Annotated in this window: 15 protein-coding genes; 4 read left to right on the forward strand and 11 right to left on the reverse strand. The window is 68.2% G+C overall.

The annotated features are described in order from the left end of the window. The first annotated feature begins 4 nt into the window (after nt 1-4). Together OG474_RS42025 and OG474_RS42030 are read left to right on the forward strand one after the other, a co-directional pair. Nucleotides 5-352, forward strand: coding sequence for an MmcQ/YjbR family DNA-binding protein (locus tag OG474_RS42025; RefSeq protein WP_405059260.1), 348 nt, complete (start codon nt 5-7; stop codon nt 350-352). 2106 nt (nt 353-2458) lie between these two features. Continuing rightward, nucleotides 2459-4183 carry a DUF222 domain-containing protein gene (locus OG474_RS42030; protein WP_405059261.1) on the forward strand — a complete coding sequence of 575 codons (1725 nt, stop codon included), beginning with the start codon at nt 2459-2461 and terminating at the stop codon, nt 4181-4183. Between the two features lie 431 nt (nt 4184-4614). Here the strand turns inward: OG474_RS42030 and OG474_RS42035 are convergent, their stop codons facing one another. The 6 genes from OG474_RS42035 to OG474_RS42060 form a co-directional block, all read right to left on the reverse strand. Further along, nucleotides 4615-4803 (reverse strand): hypothetical protein, encoded by a 189-nt coding sequence (locus tag OG474_RS42035; protein ID WP_405059262.1) that lies wholly within the window; start codon nt 4801-4803, stop codon nt 4615-4617. Between the two features lie 719 nt (nt 4804-5522). Beyond that, nucleotides 5523-5828, reverse strand: coding sequence for a hypothetical protein (locus OG474_RS42040; protein ID WP_405059263.1), 306 nt, complete (start codon nt 5826-5828; stop codon nt 5523-5525). 32 nt (nt 5829-5860) lie between these two features. Beyond that, on the reverse strand, nt 5861-6265 hold the full coding sequence (locus OG474_RS42045; protein WP_405059264.1) for a hypothetical protein: 405 nt from the start codon (nt 6263-6265) through the stop codon (nt 5861-5863). 81 nt (nt 6266-6346) lie between these two features. Beyond that, nucleotides 6347-7693, reverse strand: coding sequence for a PepSY-associated TM helix domain-containing protein (locus OG474_RS42050; RefSeq protein WP_405059265.1), 1347 nt, complete (start codon nt 7691-7693; stop codon nt 6347-6349). 197 nt (nt 7694-7890) lie between these two features. Next, nucleotides 7891-8484 carry a hypothetical protein gene (locus OG474_RS42055; RefSeq protein ID WP_405059266.1) on the reverse strand — a complete coding sequence of 198 codons (594 nt, stop codon included), beginning with the start codon at nt 8482-8484 and terminating at the stop codon, nt 7891-7893. Nucleotides 8485-8527: 43 nt separating this feature from the next. Beyond that, nucleotides 8528-11467, reverse strand: coding sequence for a BTAD domain-containing putative transcriptional regulator (locus OG474_RS42060; protein WP_405059267.1), 2940 nt, complete (start codon nt 11465-11467; stop codon nt 8528-8530). 212 nt (nt 11468-11679) lie between these two features. Between OG474_RS42060 and OG474_RS42065 the strand changes: the two genes are divergently transcribed. Next, complete coding sequence (locus OG474_RS42065) at nt 11680-12627, forward strand: hypothetical protein (RefSeq protein WP_405059268.1); 948 nt, start codon at nt 11680-11682, stop codon at nt 12625-12627. Here the strand turns inward: OG474_RS42065 and OG474_RS42070 are convergent. The 4 genes from OG474_RS42070 to OG474_RS42085 are packed head-to-tail and all read right to left on the reverse strand — an operon-like array spanning nt 12589 to nt 17083. Then, complete coding sequence (locus OG474_RS42070) at nt 12589-13779, reverse strand: YibE/F family protein (RefSeq protein WP_405059269.1); 1191 nt, start codon at nt 13777-13779, stop codon at nt 12589-12591. The genes OG474_RS42065 and OG474_RS42070 overlap by 39 nt on opposite strands. Next, nucleotides 13776-14714: a TolB family protein gene (locus OG474_RS42075; protein WP_405059270.1), complete on the reverse strand. Its 939-nt coding sequence runs from the start codon at nt 14712-14714 to the stop codon at nt 13776-13778. The genes OG474_RS42070 and OG474_RS42075 overlap by 4 nt, the downstream gene beginning before the upstream one ends. Then, entirely contained in the window at nt 14711-15943 is a 1233-nt protein-coding gene (locus OG474_RS42080; RefSeq protein WP_405059271.1) for an MFS transporter, read from the reverse strand. Before OG474_RS42080 ends, OG474_RS42075 begins: the two co-directional genes overlap by 4 nt. 6 nt (nt 15944-15949) lie before the next feature. Then, a complete protein-coding gene (locus OG474_RS42085; protein ID WP_405059272.1) occupies nt 15950-17083 on the reverse strand; it encodes a metallophosphoesterase family protein in 1134 nt (377 codons plus the stop codon). Between the two features lie 353 nt (nt 17084-17436). On the opposite strand from OG474_RS42085, the gene OG474_RS42090 reads away from it, so the two are divergent. Beyond that, on the forward strand, nt 17437-18675 hold the full coding sequence (locus OG474_RS42090; protein ID WP_405059273.1) for an alpha/beta hydrolase family protein: 1239 nt from the start codon (nt 17437-17439) through the stop codon (nt 18673-18675). On the opposite strand, the gene OG474_RS42095 is transcribed toward OG474_RS42090, so the two are convergent. Continuing rightward, entirely contained in the window at nt 18665-19336 is a 672-nt protein-coding gene (locus tag OG474_RS42095; protein WP_405059274.1) for a cyclase family protein, read from the reverse strand. The two genes, OG474_RS42090 and OG474_RS42095, sit on opposite strands and share 11 nt — an antisense overlap. Between the last annotated feature and the right edge of the window lie 4 nt (nt 19337-19340).

Genomic DNA, 19340 nt, shown 5'->3' on the forward strand with positions numbered 1-19340 from the left:
CCCGATGGCGAACTGGACAGACGTCGCCCGTATCGCCGCCGCCCTCCCCGAAACCACCCCCGGCCAAGCCCACGAGGGATCACCGACATACGAGGTCGCCGGACGCCAGTTCGCCCGCCTGCGCTGGAACAACGAAGGCCGCGAGATCCTCCAGTTCTGGACCCCCGACCGCGAATCCCTCGCCGCCGCCTCCCCCACCACCTACTGGCTAGCCAAAGCCTTCCCCGCCGCCATCTTCGCCTGGCTGGACCAACTGGACACCCCCGAACTCACCGAACTCCTCACCGACTCCTGGACAGCCCGCTCCCCCACCCGCCTCCGCCGAATGCATTCGCCCCGACCCGCAGATTGACCCACCACCGCATCGGCCGCCGCACGCGAACCCGAGGTCGGCAACCTCTCCTCACCCAAATGTTGCCAACGGCCACAACCCCGACCTCACCACCGAAGACCCGATCGCCGAGCCGGGCAGCGCCAGGCAACGGAAACGCGGTCACCGGACCTCTCCGCCGGACCGTCACCACAGCGCGTCAGCCCCAGGCAACGCTCGCCTCTGGTCGCTGGCCTCGCCGCCCACCTCAGCCACTGCGGTGCCCAGCCATGCTGTCTTCCAGATCGGCCGGACGCGGCGACCAACCACAAACCCACGACACCGGCCGAGCCCTTTTCGGTCTGCACCCCGTCCGACCGCCAAGGGCGGCCGGTTGAAGCGCACGGCGAGCAGGGCGGATGGCTGAGGGGATGGCGAGGCCGGTGACCGTCCACCGTCGGGTGGGGTTACCGGGCTGGGGCTGGGGCTGGGGTTCGTGAGGCCGCGCTGTCCGGTGGATTTTGGGTGCCCGGTGCCTGTTGCGTTTTGACGGCTGTTGCTCCCCAAACCGGTTCGGGGAGCGAGATCGCGGCAGGTGGTCGGTCGCGGTGGGCTGAGGGCTTTGCCTGGACAGGAACCCCTCCTCCCCGGATGTGCTCGTCCCGTCCGTCCGCTCGGATTCGGCCGGCGGCGTACGCGGTGGCTGGTCGCCGCTGCGGCCGGATTTACTGAAGCAGTGTGGCTGGGGTGGTCTTCGGCTGAGGGGGATGGTGCGGTCGGCGACCGCGGTTCCCGTTGCTTGTGGCTGGCGGGCTGTGGCTGGGCTGGCGGTGAGGAGGCCTGGTAGGTGATCCGCCGCGGTGGGTCGCTGGTGGGCGGATCGGGTGGGCTGGTTCGTTAGCCGGTACTTTTTCTTATATAGCGACCGAAACTTACCGACTACCGCAAACCCTGCCTAGCCCAGCCATAGCCCGGAAGCTCAAGCAACCGCGACCGTGGTCACCGGCCTCGCCATCCCCCTCAGCCCCAGGCGACGCCCGCCTAGCGCTTCAGTAAATCGGCCGCCGCGGCGACCAGCCACCGACCACCTGTCCGGCCTGTCCGGTGCGGCGCGAATCGGGGCCACAGCTCTCTTTGCGGGGATCTACTGCCTCTCAGCGGCAGCAGCTCCCCGCAAACACGCACAAACCCCGCCCAGCCACAGATCCACGGAGACCTACTGCCAAATACCGGCAGCAATCATCCGTGAACCCGCACCAACCCCGCCCAGCCACCGGATTCCAGTCACCAACGCCCATGCCGATTCTGCAACAGCCTCCCAGTGACGAAAATCCACCAGCGAACGCACAGGCACCCCACACAGCACGGGTATGCGATTGAAGTAGCCCCTTGCACTCCTCCGCACAGCAAAGACCACACTGCGCAGCCGCAGGTACAGCGTCTCGACCGGCCGCCGCCAACCACAGGCAACAGAAACCCACCACCGACCTCCACCGCACCGCAACGCAACGCAACGCAACGCAACGCAACGCAACGACAGCCCACCAGCCACAGGCAGCGGAGAACGCGGTCACCGGCCAACCCTTGCCGGACCGCAACCAACCCGTCAGCCCAGGCGACGAGAAGCTGGTCACCGGCCTGCCTTGCCGGACCGCAACCAAAACCCGTCAGCCGCAAGCGGCCGGAACCTCGGTCGCGGCCTCGCCATCCACCCCAGCCACCGCGACGACCAGCCATGCTGTCTTTCAGATCGGCCGGACGCGGCGAGCCACCACCAACCCACGACACCGGCCGAGACCTTTCGGTCTGCACCCCGCCCGACCACCAACGCCAGCCAACTGAAACGCACAGCGAGCAGAGCGCATGGCTGAGCCGGACGGCGAGCCCAGCGACCGCGATCCCGTCGCCTGGAGCTGGAGGCTGACGGGCGGTGACTTGGGTACGTGATGTGGCGGCTGGCCGGAAACTCTTCGGCGCCATCTGACAAAGAAGTTCCGGTCAACACGGTCACCGCCGCCTGAATTTAGCTGTGGCCAGGTGTGGGCAAGTTGAGCAGGCAACCAGCCCACACCAACAGCCCACACTTCCTTTGTATATAAGGGGTTCTGAGCTCGAAAACTGTCGGTGGCCATGTCTATGCTTATGGGTATGGAGATCTTGGCGATGCCACCGGTGTACACGCAGAGCGGCAGCGAACTGCTGTCGACTCTCGACACCCTGATGGCCACCGCCGCCCTGGTCGAAACCCTGAAACTGCAAACCATGGGCCGCCTCGACGAAATCGGCACCGCCCAAGAACTCGGCGCCCGCGACACCACCGAACTCCTCGCCCAGCGCTACCGGCTCGTCCCCGCCGACGTCCGCAAAGACCTCACCTTCGCCAAGAACCTCCCCAAATACTCAGCCGTCGCCGACGCACTGCCAGACCCCGCCGACCCATCGAAGTCGGCGGTCCTGGCGCCGGACTCGGCCAAGGTCATCGTGTCCACGCTGGAGAAAGCACCCGCCACGGTGCCGGTCGAGGTTCTGGACGTCGCCGAACGCCAAATGATCCGGGCCGCCGAGCACACCAACACCCGCGAACTCATCAAGTTCGGCCGCGACGTCCTCGCCCGCCTCGACACCGACGGCCCAGAACCCGCCGAAGACGAAGCCCACAAGCAACGCTCACTGCGGCTGCGGGATGTTGAGGGCGGGGTGAAGATCACCGGGTTCCTGCCCGGCGCCGCCGGGGAACAAGTCAAGACCCAGATCCACACCCTCGCCAAACCCCACAAAACCATCGACGGCGAACGCGACCCCCGCACCCTGGAACAACGCCAAGCCGACGCGCTGATCGGGATCTCGGATGCTGCAGCAGGCAACCCCGACCACCCCGGCGTACCACACCTCACCGTCACCATCGACTTCAACGACCTCAAAAACGCCCTCGCGAACGTCCCAGAAGCCTTCAACAGCGCGGCCGGTGGATCGGGTGAACTGGTGTTCGGCGGGAACCTGTCCGCGGGTGCCGTCCGGCTGCTCGCCTGTGATGCGGCGATCTTGCCGATCGTGCTGGGTGGGGATTCGCAGCCGCTGGATGTCGGTACCGAGCAACGCTTCGTGAACCGCTACATCCGGCGGGCGCTGAACAAGCGAGACAAGGGCTGCGTGGTGTGTAAAGCACCGCCGTGGATGTGTCATGCCCATCACGTCATCCATTGGGTCGATGGAGGACCGACCAGCCTGCACAACCTCGCCCTGGTGTGTTCTGCCCACCACCGCGCGGTCCACAAGAACCAATGGACCATCACCATCACCGGCGGTGTCGTCCACGTCGGTCGCCCATCCTGGGCCGACCCACCACCACCCGACCCTGTCGCGCTTGCCGCCATGGCCGCGTGGGTCACCCCTGCCCACAACACCACCACGACCAGCGCCAGCGGGGACTGCGACGGCGGGGACTGCGCCAATGCCGGCGCCCGCAGGCCTACTGCTAGCGAGGCTGCTGCTGATGGGCCGAATGCTGGCAGGGCTGATCCAAGTGTGGGCGGTGCCAACACGGCCAGCGCCGGCACGGCTCGTGCCGACGAGGGCGGTACCAGCACGGCTCGCGCCAGCAGGGCTCTTGTCGACGCGGGCGATGTCAGCGGTGCCGGCGAGCCCAGCAGGGCTCTTGTCGACGCGGGCGACGCCAGCGAGAGCCGTTTCAGCTGGGGCGATGCCGGGACTAGCCCGACATACGAACAGCCAACCCGGCTACCCGCCACCAGCACCCAGCCCAACCCCGCACTCATCGCCCGCCGCGAAGCCTTCCGCGAACGGCTCCTCTCGCATAGCCCCGGCTACACAGACCCCTGGGCAACCGACGACAACCCAGCAGCCGGACCGTAGGCCGACGACTACTGGTGGCCCCGCGGCATCGACCCACGCCAGCCAGCCCGAAGCGCAGTAGGCGCCCGTGGAATACCAACAACCACGGCGTCGGGCGAGCGCGCCACAGGCCCGTCCACCGGGCTGCCCAGCTCTGCCCGCCTCCGCCGGCTTCGCGCGCCTCTGCCCGCCTCTGCCCGGCGTTGCGCGGCCATCGCCACGTGGATCGCTCAGTCACGCGCCACATCCCGATCCGACCTATATCGCGTCGGCGGAACTTGCTGCAGATGATCGCGTCGTGAGTGTTCGGGCTGGCGGCGAGGCTCCCGCCGGTGCCAGAGCTTGCGTGACCGACTCGAGGTCTCGCGGAATTCGTTGCGCGAGGCGTCCGGTCGCTGGCAGCGCTAGGGGTAGTCGAGTCGAGTCGCGCCACGGATCCCGGTACCTACAGGTCAGCGCCGGATCGTGCGACCAGGTTCCAGCAGCGGCGCGAGTCGTTCGTAGACGATGGAGATCATCAGCTCGCACTCACTGTCGGTGGAGCCGATCCCACTCGAGGGCGTGTTCGAGCTGGTCGAGGTACGGCGTGTCCTGGGCCGACGCAGCCGCACCAGCACCCGCATGCCACGCCCCGAACTCACGGAGCGACTCGCCGACATCCTCGACCGCCTGGAGGTGACCACGGACGTACGAGATCCAGCAATCAACAAACGCGCGACCGCGGCCATCGCGGGCCCCGCTCCACCATCTCCCTCCGAGACACATCCACCGCCGCCTCCGCCCACCTAGCGCAACCCGATCCCTGGCTTCGAGCCCGGCGCCCCACGCCCATCCCATCTAGCCCACCCAGTACGACGCCAAGCACGCGGCAATGCCAGCCCGACCGCCACCCGCTAGCCCGGTTCACTACACCGGCGACCGCTCGGTGTATTACCCGGTGGATTTTCGTCGCCGAGCACCCCAAATCCACCGGATAGCGCAAGATCCCGCACCTCAACCCCAGCCCGCCAGCCCGCCAGCCCGCCAGCCCCAGGCAACGGGAGCGCGATCGCCGGCCTCGCCATCCCCCTCAGCCATCCGCTCTGCTCGCCGTGCGCTTCAGTCGGCCGCCCTCGGCGGACGGGCGGGGTACAGACCGAAAGGACTCGGCCGGGAACGTGCGCTGTGGTTCCCCACCACGACCGGCCGACCTGAAAGACAGCATGGCCCACCGCCGCCGTGGCTGAGCCGGATGGCGAGGCCAGTTCCCGCGTTGCCCATTGTCTGCGGCAGACCGGCTTCGGTTGCGGCGTAGGACACAGGCGTGCGGAACGGCGGCTGAACGGGGCTCGTTGGCCGTGCAGCTTGAAGGGTTTGTCGGTCAGGTGGGGTGGGTGAAGGAGATTGGCTTGCCGGTGGCTTGGGCGTAGGCGATCTCTCTGGTGGTGGCTTCGCCGATGTAGCCGCCAGGGTTGACGATCAGGACTCGATCGGCCAGGTCGATCTTGCGCAGGTGGAGGGCGCCTAGAGCGGTCCTTTGTTCGGTGGTGATCGAGTCGCCGCGCTGGAAGACGCTTGGCGCGACGACGATGGCACCGGCGAAGGTCAGGTCGCGGTTCGCCGTAGCCATCTCGTCTGCGAAGCGGGCAGAGCCGCAGATGCAGACGATCTCGGGTCGGTCGGGCACGGGTCGCTCCTTCGGGTCGAACGGGAGAGGCATCAGGATGTCGCCGGGTCGCGGTCGAAGTAGGCGACGCCGAAGAGGATCAGTGCGGTGACGATGCTTACGCCGGCGTTGATGACGAGGTCGGAGGTGGCCATGCCGATCGCGTGGCCCCAGTAGACGAGTTGTGAGGTCGCGTCCCAGAGCAGGTACATCAGCGCGTTGGCGATGACGAGCTTGCGCCGGTCGGCGACGCGGGGCATCGTCATCGCGATGATCGTGACGGCGATGATCAGGACGTGGTAGCCGGCGACGGCGTACCACTGGAAGTGGCGGGTCGGGGTCATCTCGCCGCCGAGGTAGGCGCGGTCGGTGAGTTCGGGGTCGAAGGTGAGGATCACGGCCTGCAGGAGGTTGAACGCGACGTAGAGCCAGAGGACGACGCGCAACGGAAATCTCATGCGCAAACCTTCTCAAACCGGCCCGAACGAACCACATCGGTCCCGGCGACGAACCGCTCGCACCGGGACCGTTGAGGCGGATCAGTCGGTGGTGTTGAACCAGGCGCGGAGTTTGGGAGTACGGCGGATCACCAGTTGGTCGAGGAGGAGGGCGGCGGCGAGGGTGATGCCGAACATCGGGAGGAAGAGGGCGAGCGCGATCACGAGGATCGCCAGTACGGGCGTTGCTTTCAGAGGGAGGCGGCCTCGGGGCGCGCCGACCGCGGCGGCTGACTTGGGGCGGCGGCGCCACCACATGAGCGGGCCGGAGACGCACATGAAGATGACGCCGAGGCAGAACGCCGTGGTCAGGATCATGTTGGCGGTTCCGAGCCGGCGCCCTTCGTGCAGAGCGATGCCTTGGGCAACTGTTTTGGCCAGCACGGGATAGTCCTGATACCCGTACGTCGAAACGACCTGACCGCCGAACTGGTCGACGTGCAGCGTGCGTTCCTTGGCGGGGTTCTGGAAGGCATAGCCGATCACGGAGTAGACGCCTTCCTCGCCAGAGGGCAAGGCGATCGTCAGCGGGCGGGCCAGGCCGTTCTGGACGCCGACGGCGACGGTGGTGTCGAGGTTGGCTACCGAGCGGCGGTCCTGGTTCGGGTTCGACTTGGGGATCTTCGACTCCCCCAGCGCCCACGGCACCGCGTGGCTGTGGGGCAGGGACTCGTCCAGGGTCGAGGTCGGGTTGGACAGCGCGCCGGGGTCCTCGGCCCACATCGAGCTGCCCTGGTTCGTTGCGATCTGCTGGACCTTCGCGCCCCAGAAACCCGTCCACGGAAGGCCCGAAACGATCAGGAAGAGGAGGCCGATCCCCAGCACCGAGCCGGTCAGCGCGTGCCGGGACCGCAGGACGGCTCCGGCTGCTTTCGCCGTACGGCGTCGCGCGCGGGCGGCTCGGCCGCGGACGAACAGGTAGTAGCCGGTGATCGCCATCACGAGCGCCCAGCAGGCGCCGATCTCGATCACCGCGTCGCCCACGCGACCGGCCATCAGCTCGCCGTGCAGCAGGATGGCGCCGCCCGACAACGTCGAGTCGGGATCCAGCGAACCCAGCACCTGGCCCTGGTACGGATCGACGAACACGTCCCGCGTCGCGCCGTCCGCCATCTCGACCGAGAAGACCGTCGACCGATCGGGGCCGGACGGCTCGGTCATCGACACCACGGTCGAGCCCGGGAACGCCTCCTTCACCGCGTCCAGTTGCGACGAGTACTGCTCGGCCCGCAGTCCAGGCGGTTGCTGCACTTTCATCAGATCCGCGTGCAGCGCCGGTTCGATCTGGAAGCGGAACAGATAGATCAGCCCAGTCACCGCCAGGATCAGCACGACCGGAATCACCAGGAAGCTCGCATAGAAGTGCCATCGCCAGAACGCCCGGAACAAGCCGGCCCCTCTGGATCGTTGCCGCTCACCGTCTCCAGGTAAGCGGGTTGGGGAATCTACGACAGATGCCATCAGCGGAGTCCTTCGAAGTTCTCGATCCGGCGAGCGGTCCGGCCGGATGATCGGTGCGGCTCTGTCCGGTGGACATGGCCGTGCCCGGCACGGCCAGAGCGGCACGCACCGGGTGAGTCGAGCTGTCAGCCGACAGCGACCACCGATGGAGGACCTCGAGAAACGATCGCGTGGACCAGACGCCACTGCCGCATCGTCCAGCCGCAGTACGTCGGGCAGCGCGCAACCCGCGGCAAGAGCAGCGGTGCCGATGTACGCGCCACCAGGGACAGCGACATCCCGACGCGCTGCGCCACCAAGCGCACGATCCGGAACGCGGCGTGTTCACCCCACGCCAACCAGAGGCCGCTCAGCAGAGCCGCCACGAGGTGCGCACCGAACATCCCGAGCGCCGGGCCGAGCTCCATGGCGTGACCCGACATCGCATGACCCGACATCTCGTGACCCGACATCACCGGCGTACTGAGCATCTGGGCGACCGTGAATCCACCGTGCAGCACAGCCTGCGTAGCGACCGCGATCGCTGTCACCGAGGGCACATCACGCTCACGCCCCGCCAGCCACCACCCGGTGCCGTAGACGCCGGCGAAGGCCCCGGCCGTCGCCCACCACGGCAACGCCGTACCGGACATCAGCACATGGCCGAGCACAGTGAGCAGCACACAGACGACGGCGAACACCGCCGCCCGCACCGCGCGAGACCACCCACCCTCAGCCATAACCCCGACATGGTGACATCTCGCCCCAGCCAGACGTAATCCCTCAGCGCAGATCACTTGTGGTTTGTCCCACAATCTCGGCGTCGCGGAGGAGGTGGCGGTAGCCGGCCAGTTTGGCGAGCTGGACGGCTTCTCCGGCGAACTCGGTCGAGCTGCCGTTGCTCTGGTGGCAGATCGCCAGGCCGATCAGGGCCTCGACCTCGGAGTAGCGGAAGCCGGCGTCGCGGGCGAGGGTCAGCGTCTGGCAGAACTGGTCGATCGCCTGGCCGCGATGACCGAGCGCGTGCAACGCCGTACCGAGTTGGTTGCGTAGGCAGGCCTCGGTGTAGCGGTCGCCGGAGCCCTGGATCAGCTTGAGACCGTCGAGGGCGTAGTCCCGGGACACGGCAGGGCGCTCGCGCCGGCTGTGCACCTGGGCGAAGGCGGCGAGCGCCATCGCCTCGCCGTTGATGTTGCCGATGCTGCGGTAGAGCGGGAGGGCGGCATCGAGGTAGCCGGATGCCTTCTCGAATTCGCCGCGAGATATCGCCAGCAGGGCTTGAAGATAGCTGGTGAAGGCTTTGCCGTAGCCTCCGCGCAGGTCCGGTGCCCGGAGACTACCGGCCAGGTACGCCGCTGCCTCGACCGGCCGGCCTGCTACCAGGTACACGTGGGCCAGGTTCGCGAGGTTGACGATCTGCCCGCGCCGGGAGTCGATGCGTTGGTTCACTTCCAGTGCCCGTCGATGACCGTCCATCGCCAGGCTGAGTTCGCCGAGCTCGAACTGGATCATCCCGAGATTGCCGAGCGCGTTCGCGACGCCCTCGTCCCAGCCGGCCTCGTCGCTGAAGGTCAGGGCGCGGACCTGATGCTCGACGGCCAGCGGGTACCTGTTGAGACAGAGGCTGGCCATGCCCAGGCTGAATTCCGCCGCCGCCCGGGCATGCAGATCGCCAGTGTCCTGAGCCGCAGCCCGACCGGCTTCGGCGACCGTCAACCAATCCACGCTGTGCCGCCGGAGCCAGAAGTAGCCGCGGAGCGCGTCGGACAGGCGTGCCGCAACGTCCTTCGGACCGTGCTTCGCGGCATGGACAACAGCGGCCACCAGATTGGGCCGCTCGACGTCGAGCCACACCAGATCGGCCGGTTGACCGCTCCCCTGCCCCGGCATCCGGAGGACCTCCGGCCAGAGCGACCGGGCGGCCCCTTCGACGCGCGCCAAGTACGAGGTCACCAGCCTGTCGGTCGCCGCGGCCCGGTCCTCGGGGCGCTCCTCTTCCAGCAGCCGTTCGTACGCGTAGATCCGCAGCAGATCGTGCAGGCCGAACCTGCCCGTATCCAACGGCTGAATCAGATGCGCGGACGCCAAGCCGGCCAGCAACCGCCGAGCCACCGGTACGGCGATATCGGCAAGAACCGCAGTCGTCTCGGCCGTGACATCGAGGCCGGGGATCAAGCTCAGCAGCCGGAACACCCGTGCAGCCTCCGGCGCCTGAGCGTCGTACGACCGGTCGAAGGCAATCCGTACGGCGGACTCGTCGTCATCGAGCGCAAGCACATCCAGCCGCTCGGCTCGCAGCTCGGACACCAGCGCGTCGATGCGCTGCCCGGGATGCCCGGCCAAGTGCGCACCCGCGATGCGCACAGCCAATGGCAGACCAGCGCACAGCCGCACGAGGTCAGCGCTCGCCTCCGGCTCCGCCGCAACCCGGCCCGCACCCAGCAGCCCAACGAACAGCTCGGTCGCCTCGTCCGCGCTGAGCACATCGAGCGTGAGCAACTGGCCGCCATCACGAGCCACCACACCACCCAACCCGCCGCGCCCGGTCACGAGCGCCATACAGCCGGGTGCCCCTGGCAACAGCGGCCTGATCTGTGCGGCACTGCGCGCGTTGTCCAGTACGACGAGCACCCGCCTCCCGTCGACCATCGAGCGATAGAGCGCGGCCGCCTCCTCGAGATCGACCGGGATCTTGCGCGACGGAACCCCGAGCGCCCGCAGGAATCCCGCCAGCGCCTGCTCGGCCGAAACCGGCGCGGTCGACGAATACCCCTGCAGATTCACGTACAACTGGCCGTCCGGAAACCGCTCCCGCACCAGATGAGCCCACTGCACCGCCAACGCCGTCTTCCCGACGCCAGGACTCCCACAGACCACGCCGATCGGAACCCGCCGCTCCAGATCGTCCAGCAACCGAGCGAGCCACTGGAACGCCGACGACCGCCCGACGAACTCCCCCGAACCGGCAGGGAGCTGAGCCGGCACTGTCCGCTCATCCTTCAACGGCGTCGCGGTTTCCTGCGGCCGCCCGCAAGGGATCAGCAGCTCAGCCGGATCAGTCCCCACCAGCATCTGACCGTGCAGCTCCCGAATCAAAGCCGTCGGCTCCGTCCCGAGCTCGGCAACCAGCCGCGCGCGCAACTCGCCGTACGCGGCCAACGCCTCAGCCTGCCGCGCCGTCGCATAGCTGACCGCCATCAGCAGGGCCCACAACCGCTCCCGCAACGGGTACGTCGCGATCAGCTGCCGCAGCTCGCTGACCAGCCCACCGAACCTCCCCTGCCGAAGCTCGATCTCGATCCGCTGCTCGCACAAGCCCAACCGGCGATCCTCCAGCTGAACCGCCGCCGACCGACAGGTCTCGACCTCGATCCCGTCCAACGTCGGCCCCCGCCACAGACCGGCCGCCTCCCGCAACAGCCCAGCCCGCCGGCCCTCATCAGGCTCAGCGGCAGCCTCGTCGGCCAGCGCCTCCACCCGATCCAGGTCGAGCTCACCAGCCAGAACCTGCAGCACATACCCAGGCCCGCGCCGCTCCAACGGCTGCCGGCCACCCACGGCCAGCACCTTCCGCAGCCGCGCGACACACCCGTGCAGCAGACTCCGCGCCATCACCGGCGGCTCGTCGGCCCACAGCTCAGCGATCAGCCGATCGGCCGACACCACCCGATTGGCCTCGAGCAGCAACAACGCCAGCAACGCCCGCTGCTGCGGACCCCCCACCCCCAACTGCTCATCGCCCCGCCAAAGCTCCAGACACCCCAAGATCCGATACCGCATGTTCCCCCCAAAAGAACATGGCCGATGGCGACCCGCAGACGCCGAGCAAATACACCACGACGTGACGCGCTGCGCATCCGTACTACACACGGAGTTCGCAGCACGCCGCACTGATACACCGGGGCTGCGGTACGACGTTCCGCTACGGTGGCCGGATGGGCGTCGACGAGCGCTACTCCGACCGCGTGCAACTGGACGAGGTGCTGGTGAGCGGGCCGTTCAGTCTTGCGCTGCGGCTGGCGATCAGGGGTAGTGGGCTGAGCCTGGATCGGCTGCAGCACAAGCTCGAGGAGCGCGGTACGCCGGTCAGCAAGACCGCGCTGAGTTATTGGCAGCATGGCCGGACCCGGCCGGAGCGGCCGCAGTCGTTGCGGGCGCTCGCGGTTGTCGAGCAGGTGGTTGGGCTCGAGGCGGGGGCGTTGTCGTCGTTGCTGGGTCCGCCGCGACCGCGTGGTCGATGGCTCGCACAGCAGCCCAACTCGTTGCGGATCGACGAGGCGTGGGCCCGGCCCGATGGGCTGGCGCGTGCGCTGCAGCGGATGGGCACGAGCCTGGACGCATTGCACCGGCTCACCAAACTCGGTGTGCACATCACCAGCACGGTCGGTCCAAACCACAAGCTGCTGGAGTCGACGTACCTGATCGTCGTGCGTGCCGCTCAGGACGACGTCGATCGGTACGTCGCTGCGTTCCGGACCGATGCCGGAATGGTCGAGCCGCTGCGGATCGAGGGCACTGCCGGCTGCCGGCTGGGACGGCGGCGGGACGACGAGGCCACCGGGTTCTGCACCTACGAGCTGTTGCTGGAGCGGCCGCTGCGGGCGGGCGAGCTGACCGTCCTGCGCTACACGCTGCGGTCGGTCACGGCCGAGATCGATGCCTACCAGTCGCATCGGGCCACGCCCGGACTGCTGGACTTCTCGATCCAGGTGCGCTTCGACCCGTCCTGCCTCCCGGCCAGGGTGTACCGCACACACCGGCTCTCGGTCGCCGACAGCGAGCCGGAGGAGACCGAGCTCTGGCTCGGTGCGTCGCACACGGCCCAACTGGTCGAGGTGAACCCGCTACCCGGGATCTACCGGGTCGCGTGGGCTTGGGACTGACCCGCCGCGGTGTGCCACGGCGGCGGCCGCGAGTGCGGTCGTGAGCGGTACGGCGGCGATGATGCCCAGGCTGCCGACCAGCCCGTTGACGATCTGGGTGGCGACGGTCTCCAGCGACACGACGTACGCGTCAGGGGTGCCGGTGATGGCGAACAGCATCAGCAGCGGCAGCGCGGCGCCCGCGTAGGCCAGCACCAGCGTGTTGACCACTGATGCGACGTGCGAGCGGCCGATCCGCAGCCCGGCGGCGAGCAGCTCGCGGCGGCTGGCGGTCGGGTTGGCTGCGGCCAGCTCCCACACCGCAGCTGTCTGGGTGACGGTCACATCGTCCAGTACGCCGAGGGCTCCGATCACTAGGCCTGCCACCACCAGCGACTGCAGGTTGACGCCGCCGGGAACGTACGACGCCACCTCGGACGCACCGTTGCCGTCCAGGCCGCTGATCCGGCTACCCACCACGAACAGCTCGCCGAGGGCTGCGGTGAGCACCAGCGCTCCGGCGGTGCCGACCATTGAGATCGCGGTCCGCGCGTTCGGTCCATGCGTCAGCAGCAGGGTGACGCTCATGATCACAAACGCTCCGACGACGGCCACCAGCAGCGGGTCTCCCCCAGCCAGGATCGCGGGCATCACGAACTGGGTCAGCACCACGGCGGTGATGGCCAGCGCTGCGAGGGCTGCGACCCCACGCCAGCGCGACAACGCGATCACCGCGGCGGCGAAGATCCCGACAAGGAGCAGCAACGGCCGGCCGCGGTCCTGGTCGACGTACTTGTAGCGCTCGTCCTCGGCGGCCTCTGGGATCACCTGCATCAGGATCCGGTTGCCGGTGTGCACCCGCGGGACCAGCGGGTGCTTGACCACCCGAGCGTCGACCTCAGTGCCGGTGCCTTCGCCCGCCGTGACCTTCACCCGGGCCCGGTCGCACTCATCCGGCCGCTCTGCACAGGGTGCAATCGACAGTACGACGCCACGCGCCTTCGCGGTCTGCAATGCGTCGACCTTCACCGCGTGGCTAGGCCAGAGCAGGATCACGCCCAGTGCGGTCAGAACCAGCAGCGGAACCAGGACCGCGCCGAGCAGCCACCGCACCCGTCGCGCAACGACCGTGTCCGCGTCGACTGCACTGGTGTCACCGTGACTATGACTCACAGCGGCGCCGGGGACGAACCAGCCAGCAGTCGATGCGGGCTCCCGGTGCCGTCGGCCGGGACGGTGAACACGGCCGGTCCGGCCCCGTCGTTCTTGCTATAGGCAATGGTTTGATCGTCCAGCCAAGCAGCCTGGTCGTCGATGTGCGCCGCCTCGGCGAGCGGGTGGTCGGCCCCGGTCGCCAGGTCGAGCACGTGCAGCCGCCAGTGGTCGCCGGTCCGGAACTTGTAGACGATCCGGGTCCGGTCGGGCGACACCGACGGGCACTCGACGTTCTCCCGGACGCTCGTCAGGCGGCGGCCGGCGAGTTCGCCGCGCATCAGCCAGGTCCGGCCCTTGCTGGCCATCGTGGCGTAGAACGTCGCGTCGCTCAGGAACGTCACGCCCCAGAAGTTGACGTCCGGCGAGCTGTATTGCTTGCCGTCGACAAACATCGTGAAGTCCTCCAACGACCCGTACTGCGTGCCGGTGCTCAGATCCAGGATGCCGGCCGTGGTCGAGAACGCGCCCTGCCGCATGTAGCTGTCCCCGGCCCGGAACACCGTCCACCCCACCAACCGGCCGTCGTGCGAGACGCGCACCCGGCTCGGATCACCCCAGACCGGAAGACTCACCTCCGCGTCGTTCTTGCGATAGATCTTGAGTTCGGCCGACATCGGTACGGCGGTTGACCGCAAGCATCCGAGAGTCCCGGCGGCCGCGTACACCCGCTGGCACGACGGGCCTGAGCCGATCACCTGGTCCGGGTGATCCCGCGTCACCTGTCGGACGGTGCTCGTACTGTCGACGTACAGGATGGTGCCGGTGCGTAAGAGATCGAGTGGAGGCGTGGCGGGACCGTCCGCCGCGTTCGCGCGCCAGCTGACGTAGCCGATGCCCGCGGCAACGAACACCGCGATCGAGACGACACCGCTCACGATCCGCGCCCGGCTCATGCGCGTCCTCGGATCCCGGCGGCCAGGAGCACGCCGGCAATCAGCAGTACGGCGAACACTCCGAAGGCTGGACGCGCACCGGCGGCCGCCGTGGCAATACCGAATCCCACCGCTCCGATTGCCCGTGCCAGCGCCTGAGCAGTCTGTACGACGGCCAACCCAGTGGCGCGCAGTTCCGCTGGCACCAGTGGCCCCGCGCTAGCCATCAGCACCCCGTCGCTCGCGGCGTAGAACAAGCCGTGCAGGAGCAGTACGGCGCCCGCGACCACCCAGCCTTTGATGCCACCGGCAACGAGCACGTAGGCGCCAGCCAGCAGGAGGTGCGCGGCGAGGAACAACCGCCAGCGGCCAGCTCGGTCCGCGAGTCTGCCGAGCGGAACCGCGGCCAGCATGAAGGTCGCGGCTGTGCCGAGCGGCAACAGCGGCAGCACGGCGTTCGGCAGACCCGTCTGGCGTTGCAGGGCGACGTACAGGAACATGTCGCCGACGGTCAGCAGGCCGAGCAGGGCTGCGGCGAGGACCAGCGAGCGGACACCCGGCTGCAGCGCGACGCGCACGCCCGCGCGCAGGCTCGTCGCGGCGCGTTTCGCCGCGGCCCGGCGGGGCTCCCGGACGAAGAACACCAGGACGAGTACGCCGATCGCGCCGAGGCAGAAGCTCACCGTGAACACCGAGTCGTAGTCGCCGGGCAGCAACGCGAGCAGTCCGAAGGCGAGCAGCGGGCCGAGCAGTGCGCCCGCGGTGTCGAGCGCACGATGGACACCGAAGGCGCGACCCAGATCGCGGGCCGGGGTTGCCAGGGTGATCATCGCGTCGCGGGGCGCGGTCCGGACGCCCTTGCCGGCGCGGTCGATCGCCACGCAGGTACTGATTCCGGCCAGCGAGCCACCGGCTAGTGGAAAGCCGAGTCGGGTCAGGGCGGAGACGCCGTACCCGGCGATCGCGACGGCCTTCGGCCGGTTCAGCCGGTCAGCGGAGTAGCCACCGGCGAGCCGGAGCAGGGCGGTCGCGCCGGTGTAGAGCCCGTCCAGCGCGCCCAACTGCAGGTAGCCCAGGCCGAGCCCGTAGATCAGGTACATCGGGAGTACCGCGGTGATCATCTCCGCGGAGGCGTCCGTCACGAAGCTGACGATGCCCAGGGCAACCACCGTGACCGGCACCCGCCCCGCACCTTGAACGGCGATACCGGCGCGGGCGGTGTCAGCCGCCCGCATCGAGGACAGATACATCAGCCGTTACTTCGGGTGGCAACTGGTCGTCACGGTGTCGGTGAAGGTGCGGCCCGCGACCGGTACGAAGTTCGCCGTGTAGCTGGTGCTGTTCAGGGTCAGCTTCGCGACGCCGAAGGTGTTGTAGTTGCTCTTCTCGATGGTCGCCGCGGTGCTGCCGCCGGCGCCGTACAGGGCGCGTCCGCCGGTGCCGACGAGCAGTTCGCGGATCCCGTTGGCGGTGTCCTTCGTGCCGTCCGGCTTCGACTGTGCGAAGCGGATGTAGTTGTGGTCGTGACCACTGAGTACCAGGTCCGCGTGGTTGTCGTACAGCGCCTGGAAGAACGGCTTCAGCGACGAGTCGTCGCTGTAGTTCCCGGCCGCGAACCGGGAATGATGCCAGTACGCCGCTGTGCAGGGCTTGGTGCTGGCTGCGAGATCGCTGCGCAGCCACTTCTCCTGCACGCTGCCGGCCTTCTTGTCGATGTTGGAGTTCAGGGCGACGAAGTGCCAGTCACCGATGTCCCACGAGTAGTAGCCCTTGCCGGACTGGCCCGCCGCGGCACCGAAGTAGCTGAAGTATCCGGAGGCCCCGCTGGTCCCGTACTCGTGGTTGCCCGGCGTCGGGTGCGTGATGCTCTTGAACGCGCCCCACTGCGGGTGGTAGCTGTTGTTGTACTCGGATAGCGTGCCGGCCTCGTAGGCATTGTCGCCCGCGGTGAAGATCGCGTCGGGATCAATGCTGTCCAGCAGTGCGCGGGTCTGGTTGCACGCCGAGCCGCAGATGTCGCCGGCGCCCGCGACCGTGACTGTTGCCAAGGACAACGGCTGGGTGCCGGACTGGTAGGCGTCGATCGCGTAGCTGCTGGCCGGATCGGCGAGCTTCGGCGTGACGGTGGCACAGCCCCCGGAGAACGCCTTGGTGTGGAAGGCCTGACCCTGCCAGTTGCGTGCGGTCAAGGTCGTGGAACCGCCGGACGCACCGGCCACCACGACCGAATCGGCACCGCGAAGATCCAGCTTCGCGAACCGGACCCGCAACCACTTCGCGCCGGGAGCCGCACAGACCTGACCTTTGGCAGCGGCTGCACCGGTCGCGGAGAGGGCGGCGCGGCCGATGCTGGCGCCCTTCTCGGCCACCTGTTGGCGCTCAGCTGCCACAGGGCCGGCCTGAACGTTAGGCGGATCATCACTTTGGGCTGCGGACGCAACTGCGGTACTGATCGCCGCAGCGACCACCAATCCACCAGCGGTCACGGCAGCCACCGTCGCTCGACTACGCGTCGTACGGAATTTGACCATGCTTGTCCCACTCCTCGGGGCGGAGGATGAAGTCTCTGGAACAGCAAGGTAGCGGCCCGACGAGCAGGATCAAGGTCCCCCCGAAGGCCGTCAGATGTTCACTGAATGAACGCCACCGCCAAGCACCCCTCCCAAGCGCCGCCACGCCGAATTCCCCGGCCCGGAACGGATTGTTCCGTGTATTAGGGTGTTGAGATTCGTGAGGGGATGTGATGCGGCAAGCCGATCGCAGGTTGGCCGGGCTGATGCTCCGGCTGGTTCTGGTGCTGGGTCTCGTGCTGGGTCTGACCGGGGTGCCGACGGCCGAGGCGTCGCGCGATGTTGGGCTGGCCTTGAGTGTTCCGCGGCCGACGAGCGCTGCGGCGATCGGTACGGCGTCGCTGCGGCTGGTTGACCGGGGGCGGATGGATCCGTGGACTCCGGGGCGGCAGCGGGAGCTGATGGTCAGCGTGTTGTATCCGGCTATACCGCGCAACGAGCCATATGCCGCTTATGCGTCGGAGGCGTTCGGGCCGGTGCTGGCGGCTGACTGGTTGCCGCTGATCGGCCTGGAAGGCCCGGAGCTGGACTATGCCCGGACGCGGACTAACGCACGGCTCGGTGCGGCCGTCCGTGGTCGGCAGCATCCGGTCATCCTGTACTCGCCGGGGCTAGGGACGTCGCGCACGTTCGGCACCCAACAGCTGGAGGATCTGGCGAGCCGCGGGTACATCGTGGTGGCGATCGACCACACCGGTGAGGCGCCGGTCGAGTTTCCGGGCGGCCGGATCGAGCGCGCGACGATGCCTCCGAGCGACGACACCGAGGTGTACCGGCAGGCGATCCGGACCAGGGTCGACGATCTGCGTTTCGTCCTCGACGAGCTTGCCCGCTGGCGCGGTGGGCAGGCCGGACTACCGCGTGGGCTGGACCAGGCGATGGATCTGACCAAGATCGGCGTACTCGGCTACTCCGCGGGCGGGTTCGCAGCCGCCGAGGCGATGCTGATCGATCGGCGGATCGACGTCGGGGTGAATCTGGACGGCGCGATGGTCTACGACCTCGACGGCAAGGTGCTTGGTGAGTCGGCGCTGCGAGGACTCGACCGGCCGTTCCTGTTGTTCGGCTCGGACGGTCATCACCACGCCGTACCGGTCGGCAGTCCGGACTACGACCCGTCGTGGGCAGCCTTCTGGCAGCACCAACGCGGGCCGAAGCTGGATCTGAACCTCGTCGGCAGCCGGCACCCGTCATTCGCCGACTACCAGTTCGCCATTCCGCAGCTAGCGGCGGCGTACCCGATCCCTCCCGAGACGGTGACCGCCGGGATCGGCGACATCGTGCCCAGCCGCAGCATCAAGGCTCAGCGTGCCTACCTCGCTGCGTGGTTCGACCAGTACCTCAGCCATCGCCCCCAGCCGCTCCTGCGCGGGCCTTCTCCCCGCTACTCCGAGGTCGACTTCATCCGCTGACCTTCGCCCAGGCGCGGACCGTGCCTTCCTCCCCCGGCGCGACTGCCGTGAACAACGCCCCGAGCGGCGGCACCTCACCCAGGTTGGTCAGGTCCTCGACGACCACGACTCCCGCGCCCCGCAAGAGCGTGTGCGCGGGAGTCTCGCCGTCGGACACGTCGTCGATAGTGGCCGCGTCGATCCCGACCAACACCGCTCCACGATCAATCAGCCACTCAGCCCCGTCCCGTGTCAGGAAATGCGCGCCGTCACCGGTATGCAGCAAGACCGCCTTGCCCCGCACCTCGTACGTCGCCAGCGCGGCCGCGTCGATCCCAAGCCGCCAGCTGTCCTGCACCCGAACGACGACCGCCGGCAGGTCCACAGTCCGACTCATGTCGTCCGAGTGGCTCAGCTCCACGTACGTCGTACCTGCGCCGCTCTGCTCGCCGGTCGTGGCGGGGCCGCCGCGGGTGCCTTTGTGTGCGGCCTCGATGACCTCGACGTTGGTGAGCCCGACGTCTCCGGCCATCAGGAGCCCCAGCGAATCAAGGAAGAGCTCGCCGATCTCCGCCGGCGTGACCTCCGCCGACGGAACATCGACCAGGAACCCTTGGACCTGCAAGCCACCCCCGTTGGTGAAGGCAACCGTGGCATCAAAGCGCGCGCGATAGCTTGGCATGCAG

The organism is Kribbella sp. NBC_01505, from assembly GCF_045040285.1.
GTDB lineage: Bacteria > Actinomycetota > Actinomycetes > Propionibacteriales > Kribbellaceae > Kribbella.

Excerpts from the sequence above, each read along its gene's own strand:
- OG474_RS42065 (WP_405059268.1), top strand. The coding sequence starts at position 11,680 with ATGGGCGTCGACGAGCGCTACTCCGACCGCGTGCAACTGGACGAGGTG.
- OG474_RS42080 (WP_405059271.1), bottom strand. The coding sequence starts at position 15,943 with ATGTATCTGTCCTCGATGCGGGCGGCTGACACCGCCCGCGCCGGTATC.
- OG474_RS42090 (WP_405059273.1), top strand. The coding sequence starts at position 17,437 with ATGCGGCAAGCCGATCGCAGGTTGGCCGGGCTGATGCTCCGGCTGGTT.
- OG474_RS42045 (WP_405059264.1), bottom strand. The coding sequence starts at position 6,265 with ATGAGATTTCCGTTGCGCGTCGTCCTCTGGCTCTACGTCGCGTTCAAC.
- OG474_RS42095 (WP_405059274.1), bottom strand. The coding sequence starts at position 19,336 with ATGCCAAGCTATCGCGCGCGCTTTGATGCCACGGTTGCCTTCACCAAC.
- OG474_RS42025 (WP_405059260.1), top strand. The coding sequence starts at position 5 with ATGGCGAACTGGACAGACGTCGCCCGTATCGCCGCCGCCCTCCCCGAA.
- OG474_RS42075 (WP_405059270.1), bottom strand. The coding sequence starts at position 14,714 with ATGAGCCGGGCGCGGATCGTGAGCGGTGTCGTCTCGATCGCGGTGTTC.
- OG474_RS42055 (WP_405059266.1), bottom strand. The coding sequence starts at position 8,484 with ATGGCTGAGGGTGGGTGGTCTCGCGCGGTGCGGGCGGCGGTGTTCGCC.
- OG474_RS42030 (WP_405059261.1), top strand. The coding sequence starts at position 2,459 with ATGGAGATCTTGGCGATGCCACCGGTGTACACGCAGAGCGGCAGCGAA.